General features: G+C 71.3%; 20 protein-coding genes. 17 read left to right on the plus strand and 3 right to left on the minus strand.

The window, feature by feature from the left end; translation table 11 throughout:
* Positions 1–56 precede the first annotated feature (56 nt).
* From I3F54_RS08205 to I3F54_RS08225, 5 genes are all read left to right on the plus strand, one after another.
* A complete protein-coding gene (locus tag I3F54_RS08205) occupies positions 57–1,910 on the plus strand; it encodes a serine/threonine-protein kinase (RefSeq protein ID WP_240117973.1) in 1,854 nt (617 codons plus the stop codon).
* Positions 1,911–2,015: 105 nt separating this feature from the next.
* Positions 2,016–2,756 (plus strand): A24 family peptidase, encoded by a 741-nt coding sequence (locus I3F54_RS08210; RefSeq protein WP_240117974.1) that lies wholly within the window; start codon positions 2,016–2,018, stop codon positions 2,754–2,756.
* A gap of 82 nt (positions 2,757–2,838) precedes the next feature.
* Positions 2,839–4,038 carry a cyclic dehypoxanthinyl futalosine synthase gene (gene mqnC / locus I3F54_RS08215; RefSeq protein WP_240117975.1) on the plus strand — a complete coding sequence of 400 codons (1,200 nt, stop codon included), beginning with the start codon at positions 2,839–2,841 and terminating at the stop codon, positions 4,036–4,038.
* A 17-nt stretch (positions 4,039–4,055) separates the two neighbouring features.
* The gene (locus I3F54_RS08220) at positions 4,056–4,502 is read left to right on the plus strand and encodes a hypothetical protein (RefSeq protein WP_240117976.1); all 447 of its coding nucleotides are present in this window, start codon (positions 4,056–4,058) and stop codon (positions 4,500–4,502) included.
* Positions 4,503–4,692: 190 nt separating this feature from the next.
* Positions 4,693–5,388, plus strand: a complete 696-nt coding sequence (locus I3F54_RS08225; RefSeq protein ID WP_240117977.1) for a demethylmenaquinone methyltransferase — start codon at positions 4,693–4,695, stop codon at positions 5,386–5,388.
* 102 nt (positions 5,389–5,490) lie between these two features.
* On the opposite strand, the gene I3F54_RS08230 is transcribed toward I3F54_RS08225, so the two are convergent.
* The gene (locus tag I3F54_RS08230; RefSeq protein ID WP_240118133.1) at positions 5,491–5,823 is read right to left on the minus strand and encodes a PASTA domain-containing protein; all 333 of its coding nucleotides are present in this window, start codon (positions 5,821–5,823) and stop codon (positions 5,491–5,493) included.
* A 99-nt stretch (positions 5,824–5,922) separates the two neighbouring features.
* Complete coding sequence (locus I3F54_RS08235) at positions 5,923–6,429, minus strand: GNAT family N-acetyltransferase (RefSeq protein ID WP_240117978.1); 507 nt, start codon at positions 6,427–6,429, stop codon at positions 5,923–5,925.
* 97 nt (positions 6,430–6,526) lie between these two features.
* Here I3F54_RS08235 and I3F54_RS08240 point away from each other — a divergent pair, with 97 nt between their 5' ends.
* Positions 6,527–7,819, plus strand: a complete 1,293-nt coding sequence (locus I3F54_RS08240) for a geranylgeranyl reductase family protein (protein ID WP_240117979.1) — start codon at positions 6,527–6,529, stop codon at positions 7,817–7,819.
* 114 nt (positions 7,820–7,933) lie between these two features.
* On the opposite strand, the gene I3F54_RS08245 is transcribed toward I3F54_RS08240, so the two are convergent.
* Positions 7,934–8,755: a C40 family peptidase gene (locus I3F54_RS08245; protein WP_240117980.1), complete on the minus strand. Its 822-nt coding sequence runs from the start codon at positions 8,753–8,755 to the stop codon at positions 7,934–7,936.
* Between the two features lie 766 nt (positions 8,756–9,521).
* Here I3F54_RS08245 and I3F54_RS08250 point away from each other — a divergent pair.
* Genes I3F54_RS08250 through nuoK form a run of 11 tightly spaced genes read left to right on the plus strand, consistent with a single transcriptional unit; the run spans position 9,522 to position 20,375 of the window.
* Positions 9,522–9,881, plus strand: a complete 360-nt coding sequence (locus I3F54_RS08250) for an NADH-quinone oxidoreductase subunit A (protein ID WP_007383963.1) — start codon at positions 9,522–9,524, stop codon at positions 9,879–9,881.
* A gap of 13 nt (positions 9,882–9,894) precedes the next feature.
* Positions 9,895–10,449 (plus strand): NADH-quinone oxidoreductase subunit B family protein, encoded by a 555-nt coding sequence (locus tag I3F54_RS08255; protein WP_240117981.1) that lies wholly within the window; start codon positions 9,895–9,897, stop codon positions 10,447–10,449.
* On the plus strand, positions 10,446–11,186 hold the full coding sequence (locus tag I3F54_RS08260; RefSeq protein ID WP_240117982.1) for an NADH-quinone oxidoreductase subunit C: 741 nt from the start codon (positions 10,446–10,448) through the stop codon (positions 11,184–11,186). Before I3F54_RS08255 ends, I3F54_RS08260 begins: the two co-directional genes overlap by 4 nt.
* Entirely contained in the window at positions 11,183–12,532 is a 1,350-nt protein-coding gene (locus tag I3F54_RS08265) for an NADH-quinone oxidoreductase subunit D (protein WP_240117983.1), read from the plus strand. The genes I3F54_RS08260 and I3F54_RS08265 overlap by 4 nt, the downstream gene beginning before the upstream one ends.
* On the plus strand, positions 12,529–13,401 hold the full coding sequence (gene nuoE, locus I3F54_RS08270; protein WP_240117984.1) for an NADH-quinone oxidoreductase subunit NuoE: 873 nt from the start codon (positions 12,529–12,531) through the stop codon (positions 13,399–13,401). The genes I3F54_RS08265 and nuoE overlap by 4 nt, the downstream gene beginning before the upstream one ends.
* A complete protein-coding gene (gene nuoF / locus I3F54_RS08275; protein ID WP_275675855.1) occupies positions 13,401–14,747 on the plus strand; it encodes an NADH-quinone oxidoreductase subunit NuoF in 1,347 nt (448 codons plus the stop codon). The genes nuoE and nuoF overlap by 1 nt, the downstream gene beginning before the upstream one ends.
* Positions 14,744–17,248: an NADH-quinone oxidoreductase subunit G gene (locus I3F54_RS08280; protein ID WP_240117986.1), complete on the plus strand. Its 2,505-nt coding sequence runs from the start codon at positions 14,744–14,746 to the stop codon at positions 17,246–17,248. The genes nuoF and I3F54_RS08280 overlap by 4 nt, the downstream gene beginning before the upstream one ends.
* The gene (gene nuoH, locus I3F54_RS08285) at positions 17,245–18,609 is read left to right on the plus strand and encodes an NADH-quinone oxidoreductase subunit NuoH (RefSeq protein ID WP_240117987.1); all 1,365 of its coding nucleotides are present in this window, start codon (positions 17,245–17,247) and stop codon (positions 18,607–18,609) included. The genes I3F54_RS08280 and nuoH overlap by 4 nt, the downstream gene beginning before the upstream one ends.
* Positions 18,602–19,240: an NADH-quinone oxidoreductase subunit NuoI gene (gene nuoI, locus I3F54_RS08290; protein WP_240117988.1), complete on the plus strand. Its 639-nt coding sequence runs from the start codon at positions 18,602–18,604 to the stop codon at positions 19,238–19,240. The genes nuoH and nuoI overlap by 8 nt, the downstream gene beginning before the upstream one ends.
* Complete coding sequence (locus I3F54_RS08295) at positions 19,237–20,079, plus strand: NADH-quinone oxidoreductase subunit J (RefSeq protein ID WP_240117989.1); 843 nt, start codon at positions 19,237–19,239, stop codon at positions 20,077–20,079. The genes nuoI and I3F54_RS08295 overlap by 4 nt, the downstream gene beginning before the upstream one ends.
* A complete protein-coding gene (gene nuoK / locus I3F54_RS08300) occupies positions 20,076–20,375 on the plus strand; it encodes an NADH-quinone oxidoreductase subunit NuoK (protein ID WP_205384795.1) in 300 nt (99 codons plus the stop codon). Before I3F54_RS08295 ends, nuoK begins: the two co-directional genes overlap by 4 nt.
* Positions 20,376–20,388: the final 13 nt, after the last annotated feature.

Genomic DNA, 20,388 nt, shown 5'->3' on the forward strand with positions numbered 1-20,388 from the left:
GACGTCCACGGGGGACGAGGCGTACGTCGACCGGCGTACGGGGGAGGGACCACGCCATGCAGCCGCTCGCAGCCGACGAACCCACCGTGATCGGTCCCTACCGGCTGCTCGGCCGGCTGGGCTCCGGCGGGATGGGCCGGGTGTACCTGGGGCGCAGCGCCGGCGGGCGCACGGTCGCCGTGAAGGCCGTCCACCCGCACTTCGCGCTCGACGAGGAGTTCCGCGCCCGCTTCCGGCGCGAGGTCGAGGCGGCCCGCCGGGTCGGCGGTGCCTGGACCGCATCGGTGCTCGACGCCGACCCGGACGCCGCCGTGCCGTGGGCCGCCACCGCCTACGCGGCCGGGCCCTCGCTCGCGGCGGCGGTCGCCGGGCACGGTCCACTGCCCACGGCCTGCGTACGGGCGCTGGGCGCGGGGCTCGCCGAGGCGCTCGTGGCCGTGCACGAACTGGGCCTGGTCCACCGGGACGTGAAGCCGTCCAACGTCCTGCTCACCCTTGACGGACCCCTGCTGATCGACTTCGGCATCGCCCGCGCCACCGACGGCACCGCCTCCCTGACCTCCACCGGCGTCTCCGTCGGCTCACCCGGTTACATGTCCCCCGAGCAGATCCTGGGCCACCGGGTCACGGGCGCGGCCGACGTCTTCTCCCTCGGCGCGGTCCTGGCGTACGCCGCGACCGGCACCCCGCCCTTCCCCGGTGACTCCTCCGCCGCGCTGCTCTACAAGGTCGTGCACGAGCCGCCGGAACTCGGCGGGCTCGCCGGCGAGCTGGGGGCGCTCGCGGCGGACTGCCTCGCCAAGGACCCGGTGGCCCGCCCGGCACCGGCCGAGGTGTCCCGCCGGCTCGCCCCGGAGGGCGCGGCCCGCCTGATGGCGGGCGGCTGGCTGCCCGGCGCCCTGGTGGAACAGGTGAGCCGGAGCGCCGTGCAGCTGCTGAACCTGGAGGCGGCGGCCGGGCCGGGGGCGGACCGGGCGTCCGGGCCCGTCGGGTTCGGCCACATGGTGGCGGAGACCGCGGAAAGGGCGGAAGGGGCCGGACCCACCGGAGGGGACGGAACTGCTGCGGGAGCCGGTGGGGCCACAGGGGCCGGGGCGTCGCGTGCCCCCGCCGTGGGCGCCGCCGGGTTCGGCCCGCCGCCCGCCATGCCGCCCCGCTCCACCGGGCTCGGCCCGGCGGCGGAGTCCGTGAACCCGCCCGGCGACGCCGTGGCGCCCGCGGACACCGCGAACCCGCCCCGTGACGCCGTGCCGCCCACGGCCTCCGGCCTGCCGGACACCGTCGTACCGCCGCAGGTGCCCGGCCGGCTCTCCGTCAGCGTGGCCGCCGACTCGGCGCCGGGCGCGGGTGGCCGGGGCCGACGGCTGAGCTGCACGGTGGCTCTCGCCGTCGCCGGGGCGCTCGCGGCCGTGACGGTCGGCTCGGTGTTCGTCCTGGACCTGCTCCCGGGCGGCGGGGACCCCGGCGGCAGCCACGCCGGGGCCACGCCGCCGGATGCCGCGGCCTCGCCCGCCACGTCGAGCGGCCCGCCGGCCGACACGTCCGCGGTCGGTGCCGTCCCCACCCGCTACCTCGGCACCTGGGAGGGCCAGGGCACCGGGCTGGGCGGCGCGCTGCCCATGGGCACCTTCCGGGTGACCCTCCGGCAGGCGGCCGTGGGCGGGAAGGCGGGCGAGGTGCGCAACACCGACCAGCTCGGCGGCGTCTGCACCGACGTCCTGACGCTGCGGCAGGTGGCGAAGACCGAGCTCGTCGTGTCGTCCGTCGGGGCCGACACCAATCACCCCGGATGCGACCGGGGACGTCACACCGTCCACCTCGTGCCGGAGGGCGACGATCTCGTGTACCGGTCGGAGAGCTCGGCGTCGGGGGAGCCCGTCGCGCGGATGTCGAAGATCGAACCGGGGTAGGCCCCCCTGCAGGGATGACCGGGACGGCCGGGACGATCCGGACGGCCGGGGCGCCGCGAGACGGGGGCGCCGGGAGACGGGGGCGATGAGGGACGGGGGACCGGGATGCACGACCCTGACGTGATCGCCGTGGCCGTGGCCGCGGTCTGGGGTGCGGTGGCGGGCGCCCTGCTGCCGCGGGCCGTCTACCGCTTCTCCGTGCCCGCCGGGGAGGACTGGCGGGCCGCCTGCCCGTCCGGCCACCCGCTGCCGGGATGGGCCGGCCGGGCGCGATGTGCCCTGTGCCCCCCGGCGGATGCCCGGTACGGCACCGGCACCGCGGCCCTGCCGCCGGTGGCCGCCCTCGTCTGCGCCGCCCTCGCGGGCGCCACCGGCCCCCGTCCGGAACTGGCGGCCTGGCTGCTGCTCGCGCCCGCCGGGGTCCTGCTGACGGCCGTGGACATGCGGGTGCGGCGGCTGCCCGACGCGCTGACCCTGCCGCTCGCCGCCGCCGCGCTCGGCCTGCTCGGCCTCGCCGCGCTCCTGCCCGAGCACGCCGGCAGCTGGCCGACCGCCTTCTGCGGTGCGCTCGCCCTGGGCGCCGGCTACTACCTGCTGTTCCGCATCAACCCGGGCGGCATGGGCTTCGGCGACGTGAAGCTGGCGCTCGGCGTGGGAGCCGTCCTCGGCTGGTACGGCTGGGGGACGGTGCTGCTCGGCACCTTCGCCGCCTTCCTCCTCGGGGCGCTGTTCGGGGGTGCGCTCGTCCTCGCGGGGCGGGCCGGACGCCGTACGGCGATCCCGTTCGGGCCGTTCATGGCCGCCGGGGCGTTCGTGGGGGTGCTGGTGGGCGCGTACAGCGTGTGACGTCGGCCTGGCGTGGGTGCGGCAAGACGCCTGGCGTAGGCTGGATCGGTCCGTCCACACCCCTTGACGAAAGGGACGCCCGGTGACCGAGAAGGCCGACCTCCAGTCCGTGCTCGACCGTGCCGCCGCCGGTGGGCGGATCAGCCCCGAGGAGGCACTCGACCTCTACCGCGACGCCCCGCTGCACGCGCTGGGCGCGGCCGCGGACGCCGTGCGCCGCCGCCGGTACGCGGGCACCGAGCACATCGCGACGTACATCATCGAGCGGAACATCAACTACACCAACGTGTGCGTCACGGCGTGCAGGTTCTGCGCCTTCTACGCCGCCCCGAAGGACACGGACAAGGGCTGGACCCGCGACCTCGACGACATCCTGCGCCGGTGCGCGGAGACGGTCGAACTGGGCGGCACCCAGATCATGTTCCAGGGCGGCCACCACCCGGACTACGGCGTCGAGTACTACGAGAAGCACTTCCGGGCCATCAAGGACGCCTTCCCGCAGCTCGTCATCCACAGCCTGGGGGCGAGCGAGATCGAGCACATGGCCCGCATCTCCGGCGTCCCGGTCGAGGAGGCCATCACCCGGATCCACGAGGCAGGACTGGACTCGTTCGCCGGCGCCGGCGCGGAACTGCTGCCCGAGCGGCCCCGCAAGGCGATCGCCCCGCTGAAGGAGTCCGGCGAGCGCTGGCTGGAGATCATGGAGATCGCGCACCGGCTGGGCGTGGAGTCCACCTCCACCATGCTCATGGGCACCGGCGAGACCAACGCCGAGCGCATCGAGCACCTGCGGATGATCCGCGACGTCCAGGACCGCACGGGCGGCTTCCGCGCCTTCATCCCGTACACCTACCAGCCCGAGAACAACCACCTCAAGGGCCGTACCCAGGCCACGATCTTCGAGTACCTGCGGATGATCGCGATCGCCCGCCTCTTCCTCGACAACGTGGCGCACATCCAGGGCTCCTGGCTCACCACGGGCAAGGAGATCGGCCAGCTGTCCCTGCACTACGGCGCGGACGACCTCGGCTCGATCATGCTGGAGGAGAACGTCGTGTCGTCGGCCGGCGCCAGGCACCGCTCCAACCGGCTGGAGATCATCGACCTGATCCGGAAGGCCGGCCGCGTCCCCGCGCAGCGCTCCACGACGTACGAGCACCTCGTCGTCCACGAGGATCCGGCGAACGACCCGGCCGACGACCGCGTCGTCTCCCACATCTCCTCGACGGCCATCGAGGGCGGCACGGCTCATCCGGAGCTGAAGCTGCTGACCTCCAACTGATCTTTCCGGGAGTCGGGTTGGAGACCATTCACGCCGCGGACGAGGTCTACGTCGGCTGGGACACCGCACCGGTCGGGGACGGCGCCGTGATCGTGGCGCGGGACCGGGTCGTGGCCCTCGGCGCGTTCGGGGACCTGCGCGAGCGGTGGCCGGGGGCGCGGGTGCGCCGGTGGCCCGGCGTGCTCGGCCCGGCGCGGGTCCACGAGGGGCCGCTCCCGGACGCGCCGACGCCCCGGGAACGCATCCACGCGGTGCTGAAGCTGGGCGCGACGGCGGTCGTCGAGGAGTACCTCGACCCGCCCGCGCTCCGGGCCGCCGCCGAGCGGAACCACGTGCTGGTCCTCCCACGTGCCCGGCCGTGCCTCATCACCGACGCGGGCCGCGCCGACCTCGCGGTCTTCGACGCCGACGGCGCCTGCATCGCCACGGTCTGCGCCGGACGCCTGGTCCACCGGCGCCGCTGAAGGACCGCCGACCCCGTCGGCTCGCGCCGACGCCGTCTTCCCCCGGCCCCGGCGGGGCGGCGGTGGCGCCGTGGCCTGCCCGCCCGGCACCGCCCGCCGGCCCGTTGCCGTCGCGCGGACGGGTGGAGGACGCGGGCGCGAGGAGGAAGCCGACGCCCGCCCCGGGGGACCGCCCTGCAAGAATGGCGGAGTGACCCGCGCATCCCTGGACAAGCAGCCGCACGAAGTCGCCTCGATGTTCGACGACGTGGCGGAACGGTACGACCTGACCAACGACGTGCTGTCCCTGGGCCAGACCCGGCTGTGGCGCAAGGAGGTGGCGGACGCCGTCGACGCCCGCCCGGCGCAGAAGGTCCTCGACCTCGCCGCCGGTACGGCCACCTCCTCGCTGCCCTTCGCCCGCACCGGGGCGTACGTCGTCCCCTGCGACTTCTCGCTCGGCATGCTCCAGGTCGGCAAGAAGCGGCACCCCTGGCTCCCGCTCACCGCGGGCGACGCCACCAGGCTGCCGTTCAGGGACGACACCTTCGACGCGGTGACGATCTCCTTCGGTCTGCGCAACGTGCAGGACACCGACACGGCGCTGAGCGAGATGCACCGGGTCACCCGGCCCGGTGGGCGCATCGTCATCTGCGAGTTCTCCCATCCGACCTGGGCGCCCTTCCGGACCGTCTACACCGAGTACCTGATGCGCGCCGTGCCGCCGGTCGCCCGCGCGGTGTCCTCCAACCCGGACGCCTACGTCTACCTCGCCGAGTCCATCCGCGCCTGGCCCGACCAGCCGGCCCTCGCCCAGCGGCTGCAGAAGGCCGGCTGGACGAAGGTGGCCTGGCGGAACCTGACCGGCGGGATCGTCACCCTGCACCGCGGCTTCAAGGAGAGCTGAGGCCCTCCGGCTCCGCGGGGAGCGAGGCCCCTGCGCCGCGGGGAGCCGGAACGCGGCGGTGCCCGGGGCCGTGTCCCCCGCGGCGGTTCGGGGGCCGCGGCCTCAGGGGGAGCCGAGGATCACGTAGGGGTCGCCCGGTTCGTCCAGCTCCCGCCGCACCCCACCGTGGGGCGGAGGCGGCACGCGGGGCTCGCGCACGCCCCCGCCGCCCTCGCCCTCCCCGAAGCCGAACCACACGTACACCACGGAGTCGCGCGGCACCTCGGAGCCGGGCTGCGGGTACTGGCGCGTGACGTGGTCGACGACGGTGAGATGAAAGTCGGGCCGCTCGGGCGCGCTGACGAGGAGACCCCGGGACAGGGCCGCCTGCCGTGCGTCGACGGCCATCAGCCCGACCAGCCTCGGCACGCGCACTTCGGGTGTCTCGGGTGTCATGGGCACGGACGTCACCCCCAGCGGTACCGGCAGGGTAGCCGTCCGCGCCCACCGCCCGGAAGGGCAAGGTGTCTTTCTGTGACAGTTGGTGACCGTCGGTCACAGATCCAGGCGGTAGCAGTGCCCCTGTCGCTGCGACGCCGGCGTCGTGAAGGTCTCCGCGCGCCGCATCCCCAGCCGTTCGGCGACCGCGATCGACCTCCGGTTGCGGGCGTCGACCATCGCCACCACGCCGTCCACGCCCGCCGTGCGCAGCCGTTCCAGCGTCATACGGGCCGCTGCGGTGACATAACCCCTGCCCCAGTACTCCCGGCCGAGCCGCCAGCCGATCTCCATCTCGCCCGCCGGACCCCACTCCCACGGCCAGGGCTGGGCGCCGGTGAACCCCATGACCCGGTCCTGCTCGTCCAGCAGCGTCCACAGGCAGAAGCCGCGCTCGGCGTCGTGCCGCCGCTGGCGGGCGGTGAGCTCCTCGTAGACGGACAGTTCGGCGGTCCTCCCGCCGTGGAACTCCATGACGTCCGGGTGGTCGAAGACCCGGTGCCAGGCGACGGCGTCCTCGTCGGTGGGGACGCGCAGCCGTACCACGGGGAGAGTTCGGTTCACGGGGCAGCCCTTCAGCCGGTTGATCCATGCCGCTGAATAGACTGCCCATGTCCTGTGCCCGTCGGCACACGTATTTCGAACTTGGGGAGATCCCGCCGTGACCGTCGTGACCGAGCCCCTCTCCGAGAACACCGCCGATGTGATCGTCGTGGGCGCGGGCCCGGCCGGATCCACGACGGCGTACCACCTGGCGCGGGCCGGGCTCGACGTGCTCCTCTTGGAGAAGACCGAGTTCCCGCGGGAGAAGGTCTGCGGCGACGGGCTCACGCCGCGGGCCGTCAAGCAGCTCGTGGCCATGGGCATCGACGTCTCCGAGGAGGCCGGCTGGCTGCGCAACAAGGGCCTGCGGATCATCGGCGGCGGCGTGCGCCTCCAGCTGGACTGGCCGGATCTCGCCTCCTTCCCCGACTACGGCCTGGTCCGCAAGCGCGACGACTTCGACGAACAGCTCGCCCGTCAGGCGCAGAAGGCGGGGGCGCGGCTGTACGAGCGCTGCAACGTCTCCGGCCCGATCGTCGACGACCGCACCGGCCGCATCATCGGCGTGACCGCCAAGCTCGGCGAGGAGAAGCGCCCCGTCACCTTCCACGCGCCGCTGGTGGTCGCGGCCGACGGCAACTCCACCCGCCTGTCCCTGGCGATGGGGCTGCACCGCCGCGAGGACCGCCCGATGGGCGTGGCCGTCCGGACGTACTTCACCTCCCCGCGCCACGACGACGACTACCTGGAGTCCTGGCTGGAGCTGTGGGACCGGCGCGGGCCCCAGGACCGCCTCCTGCCCGGCTACGGCTGGATCTTCGGCATGGGCGACGGCACGTCCAATGTGGGCCTGGGCGTGCTCAACACCTCCGACTCCTTCAAGGAGCTGGACTGGCGCGAGGTCCTCAAGGCCTGGTGTGCCTCCATGCCGGAGGACTGGGGCTACACGCCCGAGAACATGACCGGCCCGATCCGCGGCGCGGCCCTTCCGATGGCCTTCAACCGCAAGCCCCACTACACGCGCGGACTGCTGCTGGTCGGCGACGCGGGCGGACTGGTGAACCCCTTCAACGGCGAGGGCATCGCCTATGCCATGGAGTCCGGGCAGCTCGCCGCCGACGTCATCGTCCAGGCCCACGCGCGGGCCACGCCCGGCCAGCGCGAACTCGCCCTCCAGGGCTACCCGCGCGTCCTGAAGGACACCTACGGCGGCTACTACACCCTGGGCCGCGCCTTCGTGAAGCTCATCGGCAACCCGAAGGTCATGCAGATCGCGGCCCAGCGCGGTCTGACCCATCCGCTGCTGATGAGGTTCACGCTCAAGCTCCTGGCCAACCTCACCGACCCGACGGGCGGCGACGCCATGGACCGCATCATCAACGGACTGAGCAAGGTGGCGCCCAAGGCCTGAGCCCGGTACGCGGCTTGGGGGAGAGCCGACGAGGGCCGCAGCCCCCGAGCGGCTGCGGCCCTTCGCCGTACCCCGGTGATGCCCGCCCCGTCGCGCACGGGGCGGGGACGTGCGTCAGAGCACCCGCACCGCTCCCGACGGCGGGTCGTACGACAGCGGCTTCTCGACCACACCCGACGACGGGTTCTGCGCGCCGACGAACATGCCGCCGCCGACGTACACCGCCACGTGGTACGCGCTGCCCGCGCCGCCCCAGTAGAGGATGTCGCCCGGCTGAAGGTTGTTCAGCGACACCTGCGTGCCGGCGGTGGACTGGGACTGGGAGACCCGCGGCAGGTCGACGCCGACCTGCTTGAAGGCCGCCTGGACGAGTCCCGAGCAGTCCCAGGAGCTGGGGCCGGTGCCGCCGGAGACATAGGCGTCACCGACCTGCGCCTTCACGAAGGCGACCACCGTGGCGGCCGAACCCGTGGCCGTCGACGCGCTCGTGGAGGCGGTGGAGGCACTGGGGGCCGCGGGGGCGGCGAGGGTGGCCCGCCCGCTGCTGCGCGAGGCCCGCTCGGCGGCGACCCTGCGGGCGTCCTCCTCGGCCTTCTTCTTGGCCTCGGCCTCCTTCTTCTTGGCCTCGGCGAGGTTCTTCTCGGCCTGCTGCGCGGCCTTCGCCGCGGCTGCGTCCCGCTCCGCCTGCAGCTCGAAGTTGGCGGCGGCCAGCTGCGTGGCCTCCGCGGACTGGGCGACCTGGGCGGACAGGTCGGCCGTCAGGGTCGGCAGTTCGAGGGTCTGCGTCGTCTCGGACTCGGCGGCGCTCGCCGAAGCGGACGCACCGGCCACTGCCAGGGTGCTGAGGACGCCACCGGCAACTCCGGCCCGCATCGCGATCTTCGACGCGCTGCGGCGGGGCTTCCGGTGGCTGCGTATGTGAGCGGTGTGGGACATGGCTACAACGGGTATCAGGGGCTCCTCCATACCTTCAAGCAACGTGTGGTGCGCCACAGTTGCTCAACGGAAGCCCCGAATCCCGGGCGTGTTGTTTCTTATTGACGTCGTAACGGACATTGCGGACGTCCGCCAACACGCCTTTGATCACGTACTTTCGCCATTACGCCCGAAATGCCCCTCAACTACCACCGGTTGGGGTCGATGGCCAAGCCCGGTTCTCATGGGTCTCTCATCGATGTGGCCGAGGTCACGGAACGGTCACCACTCCGGCCGCGTCCCGCGTGCGAGGTGCGGCCGGAGTGGTGACCGGATCGCGCCCGCCGGACTTCGTGAACGCGTGCACGCGTCCACATCGACCCACCCGGCTCCCCCTGACGTGTGAACGCGTCCTCTATCAAGGCACCGCATCCAGCACCAATTTGCATGCAGCGGAACTCTCTTGATATGGAGACGAACCCTCTGAGCTGCCATGACGAGCGAAAATGTCACCTCTGGTGATCACTCGGACGCTTCCTGTGCGAAGATCACCGCTCATCCGACTTCATGATCCTTCGTCAGGTGGTGGAGATCACAAAGCTCGTGCAATACCCCGTGTCGCAGATCACAGACCTGCGGGCATAAGATGCACGCGGTTGGGCTTGTGACCTGCTTCACATGTTCTCGATCTTCGCCGGGGCGGGCGGGGTTCGAGGGGCTGACGAGGCAGGTGTGAGCCCGATGCAAACCGCCAGCAGTCAGTGCCGACTGAGAGGAGCGAGGAGCGGTGAACGCGTATGCGCCCATCCTCGTACTGGGAGCCCTCGGGGCAGGCTTTGCGATCTTCTCCGTGGTCATGGCCACGCTGATCGGTCCGAAGCGGTACAACCGCGCCAAGCTCGAAGCCTACGAGTGCGGTATCGAGCCGACCCCCACGCCGGCCGGCGGCGGGCGCTTCCCCATCAAGTACTACCTGACGGCGATGCTCTTCATCGTCTTCGACATCGAGATCGTCTTCCTCTACCCGTGGGCCGTCACCTTCGACGCCCTGGGTGTGTTCGGGCTCGTGGAGATGTTGCTCTTCGTGCTCACCGTCTTCGTCGCCTACGCCTACGTGTGGCGGCGCGGCGGCCTGGAATGGGACTGAGGGGCCTTACGACATGGGACTCGAAGAAAAGCTGCCGAGCGGATTCCTGCTGACCACCGTCGAGCAGGCCGCGGGCTGGGTGCGCAAGGCGTCGGTCTTCCCCGCCACCTTCGGCCTCGCCTGCTGTGCCATCGAGATGATGACCACCGGGGCCGGCCGCTACGACCTGGCGCGCTTCGGCATGGAGGTCTTCCGCGGATCACCGCGCCAGGCCGACCTGATGATCGTCGCGGGCCGGGTCAGCCAGAAGATGGCGCCGGTCCTGCGGCAGGTCTACGACCAGATGCCCAACCCCAAGTGGGTCATCTCCATGGGAGTCTGCGCCTCCTCCGGAGGCATGTTCAACAACTACGCGATCGTCCAGGGCGTCGACCACGTCGTCCCCGTCGACATCTACCTGCCCGGCTGCCCACCGAGGCCCGAGATGCTGTTGGACGCGATCCTCAAGCTCCATCACAAGATCCAGACCTCCAAGCTCGGCGTGAACGCCGAGGAGGCGGCCCGTGAGGCGGAGGAGGCGGCGCTCAAGGCCCTGCCCACCATCGAGATGAAGGGGCTGCTGCGGTGAGTGACGCCCAAGGCAACGGGGTCAACCCCGAGAAGGACCTCAGCGCGTCGAACCTGCCGGGCCAGCGCGGCCAGGGCGGCGAGGAGATCCGCGTCCAGCGCGGCATGTTCGGAGCCGCGGGCGGCGGCGACACCTCGGGCTACGGCGGGCTGGTCCGCTCGGTCAGGCTGCCGGGACCGGCGAGCCGGCCCTACGGCGGCTGGTTCGACGAGGTCGCCGACGAACTCGAGGGCGCACTGGAGGAGCAGGGCCTGCTCGCCGGCAACGCCATCGAGAAGACGGTCGTCGACCGCGACGAACTCACCTTCCACATCGAACGCGAGCACCTCGTCCGCGTCGCCCGCACCCTGCGCGACGACCCGGCCCTGCGCTTCGAACTGTGCACCGGCGTCAGCGGCGTCCACTACCCGCACGACAAGGGCCGCGAGCTGCACGCCGTCTACCACCTGCGCTCGATCACCCACAACCGGCTCATCCGCCTGGAAGTCAGCGCCCCCGACAGCGACCCGCGCATCCCGTCGCTGTGCTCCGTCTATCCGACGAACGACTGGCACGAGCGCGAGACCTACGACTTCTTCGGCATCGTCTTCGACGGTCATCCGGCCCTGACGCGGATCATGATGCCGGACGACTGGCAGGGCCACCCGCAGCGCAAGGACTACCCCCTCGGCGGCATCGCCGTCGAGTACAAGGGCGCCCAGATCCCGGCTCCGGACCAGCGGAGGTCGTACTCGTGAGCACTTCCCACGCATCCGACGCCCCGGCGGCCTCCGCCGCCTCGGCACGCGAGACCACCGAGGGCACCGTCTACACGGTCACCGGCGGCGACTGGGACGAGGTCGTCCAGTCCGCGGCCCGTGCCGACGACGAACGCATCGTCGTCAACATGGGTCCGCAGCATCCGTCCACCCACGGGGTGCTGCGCCTGATCCTGGAGATCGAGGGCGAGACGGTCACCGAGGCCCGCTGCGGTATCGGCTACCTCCACACCGGCATCGAGAAGAACCTCGAGTACCGGACCTGGACGCAGGGCACCACGTTCGTGACGCGCATGGACTACCTGACGTCCTTCTTCAACGAGACCGCCTACTGCCTCGCCGTCGAGAGGCTCCTCGGCATCGAGGACGACATCACCGAACGGGCAAAGATCATCCGGGTGCTCCTGATGGAGCTGAACCGGTTGTCCTCCCACCTGGTGTGCATCGCCACCGGCGGCATGGAGCTCGGCGCGACCACGATCATGATCTACGGGTTCCGTGACCGCGAGATGATCCTGGACCTCTACGAGCTCATCACCGGCCTGCGGATGAACCACGCGTACATCCGTCCCGGTGGACTCGCCCAGGATCTGCCGCCCGGTGCGGTCGACCAGATCCGCGAGTTCGTCAAGAAGATGAAGAAGAACCTCCCGGAGTACGACAAGCTCGCCACCGGGAACCCCATCTTCAAGGCCCGCATGCAGGACATCGGCTACCTCGACCTGGCCGGCTGCATGGCCCTCGGCGCCACGGGACCCATCCTGCGCGCCACCGGCCTGCCGCACGACCTGCGCAAGTCCCAGCCGTACTGCGACTACGAGACGTACGACTTCGACGTCCCGACCGCCGACAGCTGCGACTCCTACGGCCGCTTCCTGATCCGCCTGGAGGAGATGCGCCAGTCGCTCCGGATCGTCGAGCAGTGCCTGGACCGGCTCCAGCCCGGCCCGGTCATGGTCGCCGACAAGAAGATCGCCTGGCCCGCCCAGCTCGCCCTGGGACCCGACGGGCTCGGCAACTCCCTCGACCACATCAAGAAGATCATGGGCACCTCCATGGAGGCCCTGATCCACCACTTCAAGCTGGTGACCGAGGGTTTCCGCGTACCGCCGGGACAGGCGTACGCGGCGGTCGAGTCGCCCAAGGGCGAGCTCGGCGTGCACGCCGTCTCCGACGGCGGCACCCGTCCCTACCGGGTCCACTTCCGCGACCCGTCCTTCACCAACCTGCAAGCCATGGCGGCGATGTGCGAGGGCGGCCAGGTCGCCGACGTCATCGTCGCCGTCGCGTCCATCGACCCCGTGATGGGAGGCGTCGACCGGTGACCACCTCTTCCTCCGAGCGTGGCGTCAGCCTGGGCATGCCCGAGCTGCCCGCGCCCGCGTATCCGGACGACGTCCGGGCCCGGCTGGAGTCGGACGCGCGGGAGATCATCTCCCGCTACCCCGACTCCCGCTCCGCGCTCCTTCCGCTGCTGCACCTGGTGCAGTCCGAGGAGGGGCACGTCACCCGCACCGGGATGCAGTTCTGCGCGGACGTCCTCGACCTGACCACGGCCGAGGTCACCGCGGTCGCCACCTTCTACACCATGTACCGGCGCAGGCCGAGCGGCGACTACCAGGTCGGCGTCTGCACCAACACCCTGTGCGCGGTGATGGGCGGCGACGCGATCTTCGAGGAACTCCAGGAGCACCTCGGCGTCGGCAACGGCGAGACGACCGGCGACGGCAAGGTCACCCTGGAGCACATCGAGTGCAACGCGGCCTGCGACTACGCACCGGTCGTGATGGTCAACTGGGAGTTCTTCGACAACCAGACCCCCGACAGCGCCAGGCGCCTCGTCGACGACCTGCGGGCCGGAGTGCCCGTGGCGCCGACGCGCGGAGCACGGCTGTGCACCTTCAAGGAGACCGCGCGGATCCTGGCCGGCTTCCCCGACGAGCGGCCCGGCGCGGTCGAGGAGAGCGGCAGCGCGGGACCTGCGTCACTGGCGGGCCTGCGCCTGGCGAAGGGGGAGACCGCACCCGCGCGCGTGGTCCACCCGCGCGACGGTGGACCGCACGAGGAGCCGCACGACCGGAAGGCGCACGAGCCGTCGCCGGTCGAGCACCCGAGTTCTCCCGAGGCGCCGCGGGACACCTCCGCATCCGACCCGTCCCACCCGGCCGGGCCTGCCGCCGAGGAGGGGGAGTGATGACCTTGGCACCCGAACTGAAGGACACGGGCCCCGAGAAGCTCCTCTCACCCGTGCTGTCGGCCTTCTGGGACGACGACCGGTCCTGGACGCTGGACGTCTACCGGAGGCACGAGGGGTACGAGGGGCTCCGCAAGGCGCTCGCCATGTCGCCGGACGACGTGATCGCGTACGTCAAGGACTCCGGTCTGCGCGGGCGCGGCGGCGCGGGATTCCCGACGGGAATGAAGTGGCAGTTCATTCCCCAGGGGGATGGAAAGCCGCACTATCTTGTTGTCAACGCCGACGAATCGGAGCCCGGGACCTGCAAGGACATCCCGCTCCTCTTCGCGAACCCGCACAGCCTCATCGAGGGCATCGTCATCGCGTGCCACGCCATCAGGTCGTCGCACGCGTTCATCTACCTGCGGGGTGAAGTCGTCCCCATTCTGCGGCGGTTGCACGAGGCCGTGCGCGAGGCCCACGCGGCGGGATACCTCGGCAGCAACATCCTCGGCAGCGGACTCGACCTCGAACTCACTGTGCACGCGGGTGCGGGCGCGTACATCTGCGGTGAGGAGACCGCACTGCTGGACTCGCTCGAAGGCCGACGCGGCCAGCCGCGGCTGCGTCCCCCCTTCCCTGCCGTCGCGGGCCTCTACGCGTGCCCCACTGTGGTGAACAACGTCGAGTCGATCGCGTCGGTTCCCGCCATCATGAAGAACGGCAGGGAATGGTTCAGGTCGATGGGCAGCGAGAAGTCCCCGGGCTTCACGCTCTACTCGCTCAGCGGCCACGTCGCCACCCCCGGCCAGTACGAGGCCCCCCTCGGCGTCACGCTCCGCCAGCTGCTCGACATGAGCGGCGGCATGCGGCCGGGCCACCGCCTGAAGTTCTGGACGCCGGGCGGTTCCTCGACACCGATGTTCACCGACGAGCACCTCGACGTCCCCCTCGACTACGAAGGCGTGGGCGCCGCCGGTTCCATGCTCGGCACCAAGGCCCTGCAGTGCTTCGACGAGACCACCTGCGTCGTCCGCGCCGTGACCCGGTGGACCGAGTTCTACGCCCACGAGTCCTGCGGCAAGTGCACGCCCTGCCGCGAAGGCACCTACTGGCTGGTGCAGCTGCTGCGGGACATCGAGGCGGGCAAGGGCGCGACGAGCGACCTCGACAAGCTCGCCGACATCGCCGACAACATCAACGGCAAGTCGTTCTGCGCCCTCGGCGACGGCGCCGCCTCGCCGATCTTCTCCTCGCTGAAGTACTTCCGCGAGGAGTACGAGCAGCACATCACGGGCCGCGGCTGCCCCTTCGACCCCGCCCGGTCGACGGCCTGGGCCGACCGCACGGAGGTGAACGCATGACCGTGACCACCAGCGCTCCCTCGAACGGAGGAGGGGCGGCGGTCCCGCCGGAAGATCTCGTGACGCTGACGATCGACGGCATCGAGATCAGCGTGCCCAAGGGCACCCTGGTCATCCGGGCCGCGGAGGAACTCGGCATCGAGATCCCCCGGTTCTGCGACCATCCGCTCCTCGATCCGGCCGGTGCCTGCCGGCAGTGCATCGTCGAGGTCGAGGGCCAGCGCAAGCCCATGGCCTCCTGCACCATCACCTGCACCGACGGGATGGTGGTCAGGACCCAGCTCACCTCGCCGGTCGCCGAGAAGGCCCAGAAGGGGGTGATGGAGCTCCTGCTCATCAACCACCCCCTGGACTGCCCGGTCTGCGACAAGGGCGGCGAGTGCCCGCTGCAGAACCAGGCGATGTCCCACGGACAGGCCGATTCCCGCTTCGAGGGCCGCAAGCGCACGTACGAGAAGCCGGTCCCCATCTCCACACAGGTCCTGCTCGATCGCGAACGCTGCGTGCTGTGCGCGCGCTGCACCCGCTTCTCCCAGCAGATCGCGGGCGACCCGATGATCGAACTGGTCGAGCGGGGTGCGCTCCAGCAGGTCGGCACCGGCGAGGGCGATCCCTTCGAGTCGTACTTCTCCGGCAACACCATCCAGATCTGCCCGGTCGGCGCGCTCACCTCCGCGGCATATCGTTTCCGCTCCCGCCCCTTCGACCTCGTCTCCTCGCCGTCCGTGTGCGAGCACTGCTCCGGCGGGTGCGCCACGCGCACCGACCACCGGCGTGGCAAGGTCATGCGGCGGCTCGCCGCGAACGACCCCGAGGTCAACGAGGAGTGGATCTGCGACAAGGGCAGGTTCGCGTTCCGTTACGCCCAGCAGAAGGACCGTCTCGTCACGCCCCTGGTGCGCAACGCCGAGGGCGAGCTGGAGCCGGCGTCCTGGCCGGAGGCGCTGCGGATCGCCGCGCAGGGACTGCTCGCCTCCCGCGGCCGGACCGGTGTCCTCACCGGCGGGCGGCTCACCGTCGAGGACGCCTACGCCTACAGCAAGTTCGCGCGCGTGGCGCTCGACACCAACGACATCGACTTCCGCGCGCGCGTGCACAGCAGCGAGGAGGCCGACTTCCTCGCCGCCCGCGTCGCCGGCCGCGGGAGGGACGTCGACGGCACGGGCACCACCTTCGCCTCGCTGGAGAAGGCCCCGGCGGTGCTGCTGGTCGGGTTCGAGTCCGAGGAGGAGGCGCCCGGCGTCTTCCTGCGGCTGCGCAAGGCGTGGCGCAAGCACGGGCAGAGGGTGTTCGCCCTGGCGACCCACGCGACGCGCGGGCTGCACAAGACGGGCGGCACGCTGCTGCCGGCAGCCCCCGGCACCGAGACCGAGTGGCTGGACGCCCTCGCCAGCGGTGTCGGCCTGGAGGACTCCGGCACCGGCGCGGCCGACGCACTGCGCGCCGAGGGCGCGGTCATCGTCGTCGGTGAGCGGATGGCCGGGGTGGCCGGTGGGCTCACCGCCGTGCTGCGCGCCGCGTCCGCGACCGGTGCCGATCTGGTGTGGGTCCCCCGGCGGTCCGGGGAGCGCGGCGCCGTCGAGGTGGGTGCGCTGCCGTCGCTGCTGCCGGGCGGGCGCCCGGCCACCGACCCCCGCGCGCGCGAGGAGGTCGCCGCGGCCTGGGGCGTCGCCGAACTGCCGCACCGCTACGGCCGCGACACCGGCCAGATCGTCGAGGCCGCCGCAGGCGGCGAACTGCAGGCACTGGTCGTCGCCGGGGTCGAGGTCGCCGACCTGCCGGATCCGGCACGCGCGCGTGCCGCGCTGCGCGAGGTCGGCTTCCTGGTCTCGCTGGAGCTGCGGCCCAGCGAGGTCAGCGAGCTCGCCGATGTCGTCCTGCCCGTCGCCGCGGTCGCCGAGAAGGCCGGCACCTTCCTCAATTGGGAAGGCAGGGCCCGCTTCTTCGAAGCCGCGCTGAAGCCCGACCAGATGACCCGCCGCCTGGCGCCCACCGACGCCCGTGTGCTGCAGATGCTGGCCGACGCCATGGACGTCCACCTCGGTCTGCCGGACCTGGGAACCGCCCGCGCGGAACTGGACCGGCTCGGTGCCTGGGACGGACCGCGCGCCAGCGAGCCGAGGGAGACGGCGCTGCCGCTGCCGCGGCCCGCCGCCGGAGAGGCCGTCCTCGCCGGTCACCGCCTCCTGCTCGACCAGGGTGTTCTGCAGGAGGGGGACGAGGCGCTCGCCGGGACCCGGCACGCGGCACGCGCGCGCGTGTCGGCCGCGACCGCCGCCGAGGCGGGCGTCCGGGACGGCGACGTCATCGCGGTGAGCGGCCCCGCCGGGTCCGTCGCGCTGCCGTTGCAGGTGACCGAGATGCCCGACCGGGTGGTCTGGCTTCCGCTGAACTCCGTCGGTGGCGGTGTCGCCTCCGACGTCGGGGTGCCGCCCGGCTCCCTCGTCCGCATCGGCCCGGCCGCATCCGCCGCCGACGCCCCCCAGGAGGTGGAGGCATGAGCCCGTACCTCGCCGCCGAGAACCTGTCGCTGTTCGGCCGCGACCCGTGGTGGCTGATCGCGATCAAGGCGGTCTTCTGCTTCGCGTTCCTGATGGTGACCGTGCTGTTCTCCATCGTGTGGGAGCGCAAGGTCGTGGCCTGGATGCAGTTGCGCATCGGCCCCAACCGGCACGGCCCGTGGGGAATGCTGCAGTCCCTGGCCGACGGCGTGAAGCTGATGCTGAAGGAGGACGTCATCGTCCGCCGCGCCGACAAGGTGGTGTACGTCCTCGCCCCGATCGTCGCCGCCATCCCGGCGTTCATGGCGATCGCGGTGATCCCCTTCGGCCCGGCCGGCAACGAGATCTCGATCTTCGGCCAGCGCACCACGATGCAGCTCACCGACCTGCCGATCGCGATGCTGTACGTCCTCGCGGTCGCCTCGGTCGGCATCTACGGCATCGTCCTGGCGGGCTGGAGCTCCGGTTCCACCTACCCGCTGCTGGGGGGCCTGCGCTCCTGCGCGCAGATGATCTCCTACGAGATCGCCATGGGTGCCGCGTTCGCGTCGGTGTTCCTCTACTCCGGGTCGATGTCGACGTCGGCGATCGTCGAACAGCAGCAGGACCGCTGGTACGTCGTCCTGCTGCCGGTCTCCTTCATCATCTACGTCGTCACGATGGTCGGCGAGACCAACCGCGCCCCCTTCGACATGCCGGAGTCCGAGGGTGACCTGGTCGGCGGCTTCAACACCGAGTACTCGTCCATCAAGTTCGCGATGTTCATGCTCGCCGAGTACGTGAACATGGTGACGGTCTCGGCCGTCGCGACGACGCTGTTCCTCGGCGGCTGGCGCGCCCCGTGGCCGATCAGCACCTTCTGGGAGGGCGCCAACCACGGCTGGTGGCCGCTGCTCTGGCTCGTCGTCAAGGTGCAGCTGCTGCTGTTCTTCTTCATCTGGCTGCGCGGCACCCTGCCCCGCGTCCGCTACGACCAGCTGATGAAGCTCGGCTGGAAGGTCCTCATCCCGGTCTCCGTGGCGTGGCTGATGCTCGTCGCGACCGTGCGGACCCTGCGGAACGAGAACTACGACTTCGCCGACATCGCCCTCTACGTGGGCGGCGGTGTCCTCGCCCTGCTGCTCCTGTCGTTCGTCGCCGACCTGTTCCGGCAGAAGGCGAAGGACACCGAGCAGTCCACCGCCCGGCCGGCCGGCTTCGACCCGATGGCCGGGGGATTCCCCGTACCGCCGCTGCCCGGCCAGGAGTTGCCGGCGGTGCCGCGGCGCCGCCCGAGCCGGGAGCGGGAGCTCATTGTCAGTGGTGGGCCCGATACTCACAGTGACGGACCGCTGGATGGAAAGGAGGCGTCCGATGGCTGAGGAGCCCAAGGAGACCAAGCCCGGTTTCCTCAACCCGGTGGCCGGCTTCGGCGTGACCTTCAAGGCCATGTTCAGGAAGCGGCTGACCGAGCAGTACCCGGAGCAGCACAAGACCACGGCTCCGCGGTTCCACGGACGGCACCAGCTCAACCGCCATCCGGACGGCCTGGAGAAGTGCGTCGGCTGCGAGCTGTGCGCCTGGGCCTGCCCCGCCGACGCCATCTATGTGGAGGGCGCCGACAACACCGACGAGGAACGCTACTCGCCGGGCGAGCGCTACGGCCGCGTCTACCAGATCAACTACGCCCGTTGCATCCTGTGCGGCCTGTGCATCGAGGCGTGCCCCACGCGCGCGCTGACCATGACGAACGAGTTCGAGCTGGCCGACTCCAGCCGCGCCGACCTCATCTACACCAAGGAGCAGCTGCTCGCCGGCCTCGACGAGGGCATGGTCGACAGCCCGCACGCCATCTACCCGGGGATGGACGAGCAGGACTACTACCGGGGCCTGGTCACCGAGGCGGCGCCCGGCACCGAGCGGCAGGTCGCCCGCTCCAAGGGCGAGGTCCCGCCGGAGGAGCCCTCCTCCGGCGCGGACGAGCCCGCGTCCGAGGGGGTGGTCCGCCGATGAGCGCGACGCTCGCCGCCTACTCCACCTCCACCGGAGAGGCCTTCCAGTTCTGGGTCCTCGGCACGGTCGCGGTGATCGGCGCCCTGTGCACCGTCTTCATGAAGAAGGCCGTGCACAGCGCCCTCTGCCTCGCCGGCACCATGATCGTCCTGGCGGTGTTCTACCTCGCCAACGGCGCCTACTTCCTCGGCGTCGTGCAGATCATCGTCTACACCGGCGCGATCATGATGCTCTTCCTGTTCGTGGTGATGCTCGTCGGCGTGACCGCGGCGGACTCCCTGAAGGAGACCGTCAAGGGTCAGCGCTGGCTGGCCCTCGTCTGCGGGCTCGGCTTCGGCATCCTGCTGGCGGCCGGCATCGCCAACGCCTCCCTGAAGGAGTTCGACGGGCTCGGCCGGGCCAACGCGGGCGGCAACGTGCAGGGCCTGGCCAGCCTCATCTTCACCAAGTACGTCTTCGCCTTCGAGATCACCGGCGCGCTGCTGATCAGCGCGGCCGTCGGCGCGATGGTGCTCACGCACCGCGAGCGCACCGAGCGGGCCAGGACGCAGCGCGAGCTGTCCGAGCAGCGGGTGCGCGAGGGCGCGCACGTCCCGCCGCTGCCGGCCCCCGGCGTGTACGCCCGGCACAACGCCGTGGACATCGCGGGCCTGCTGCCCGACGGGACCCCCTCCGAGCTCACCGTCAGCAAGACGCTGCGCGAGCGCGGCCAGATCCGCGACGTCTCCACGGAGGCCCTCAACGACCTCCGGGCGCTGGAGCAGCGGGCCGAGGAGCGCCTGGAGCGGAAGACGGTCGCACCGGCGACCTTCAAGCGGACCGAGGAGGCGTCGCAGTGAACCCGGTCAACTACCTCTATCTCGCTGCCCTGTTGTTCACCATCGGCGCCACCGGGGTGTTGATCCGGCGCAACGCCATCGTGCTCTTCATGTGTATCGAGCTGATGCTGAACGCCTGCAATCTCGCGTTCGTCACCTTCTCCCGCATGCACGGCAACCTCGACGGCCAGGTCATCGCGTTCTTCACGATGGTCGTCGCCGCAGCGGAGGTCGTGGTCGGGCTCGCGATCATCGTGTCGCTGTTCCGTTCCCGCCACTCGGCCTCGGTCGACGACGCCAGCCTGATGAAGCTGTAAGGGGTCGGAAGAA

Source organism: Streptomyces sp. MUM 2J, from assembly GCF_022414535.1.
Taxonomy (GTDB): domain Bacteria; phylum Actinomycetota; class Actinomycetes; order Streptomycetales; family Streptomycetaceae; genus Streptomyces.

What these genes read in the sequence shown, in the direction of transcription:
- nuoI (WP_240117988.1), top strand. Translation starts at nt 18,602, where the DNA reads ATGGCTGAGGAGCCCAAGGAGACCAAGCCCGGTTTCCTCAACCCGGTG.
- I3F54_RS08280 (WP_240117986.1), top strand. Translation starts at nt 14,744, where the DNA reads ATGACCGTGACCACCAGCGCTCCCTCGAACGGAGGAGGGGCGGCGGTC.
- I3F54_RS08255 (WP_240117981.1), top strand. Translation starts at nt 9,895, where the DNA reads ATGGGACTCGAAGAAAAGCTGCCGAGCGGATTCCTGCTGACCACCGTC.
- I3F54_RS08245 (WP_240117980.1), bottom strand. Translation starts at nt 8,755, where the DNA reads ATGTCCCACACCGCTCACATACGCAGCCACCGGAAGCCCCGCCGCAGC.
- nuoF (WP_275675855.1), top strand. Translation starts at nt 13,401, where the DNA reads ATGACCTTGGCACCCGAACTGAAGGACACGGGCCCCGAGAAGCTCCTC.
- I3F54_RS08205 (WP_240117973.1), top strand. Translation starts at nt 57, where the DNA reads ATGCAGCCGCTCGCAGCCGACGAACCCACCGTGATCGGTCCCTACCGG.
- nuoH (WP_240117987.1), top strand. Translation starts at nt 17,245, where the DNA reads ATGAGCCCGTACCTCGCCGCCGAGAACCTGTCGCTGTTCGGCCGCGAC.
- I3F54_RS08210 (WP_240117974.1), top strand. Translation starts at nt 2,016, where the DNA reads ATGCACGACCCTGACGTGATCGCCGTGGCCGTGGCCGCGGTCTGGGGT.
- I3F54_RS08295 (WP_240117989.1), top strand. Translation starts at nt 19,237, where the DNA reads ATGAGCGCGACGCTCGCCGCCTACTCCACCTCCACCGGAGAGGCCTTC.
- I3F54_RS08230 (WP_240118133.1), bottom strand. Translation starts at nt 5,823, where the DNA reads ATGACACCCGAGACACCCGAAGTGCGCGTGCCGAGGCTGGTCGGGCTG.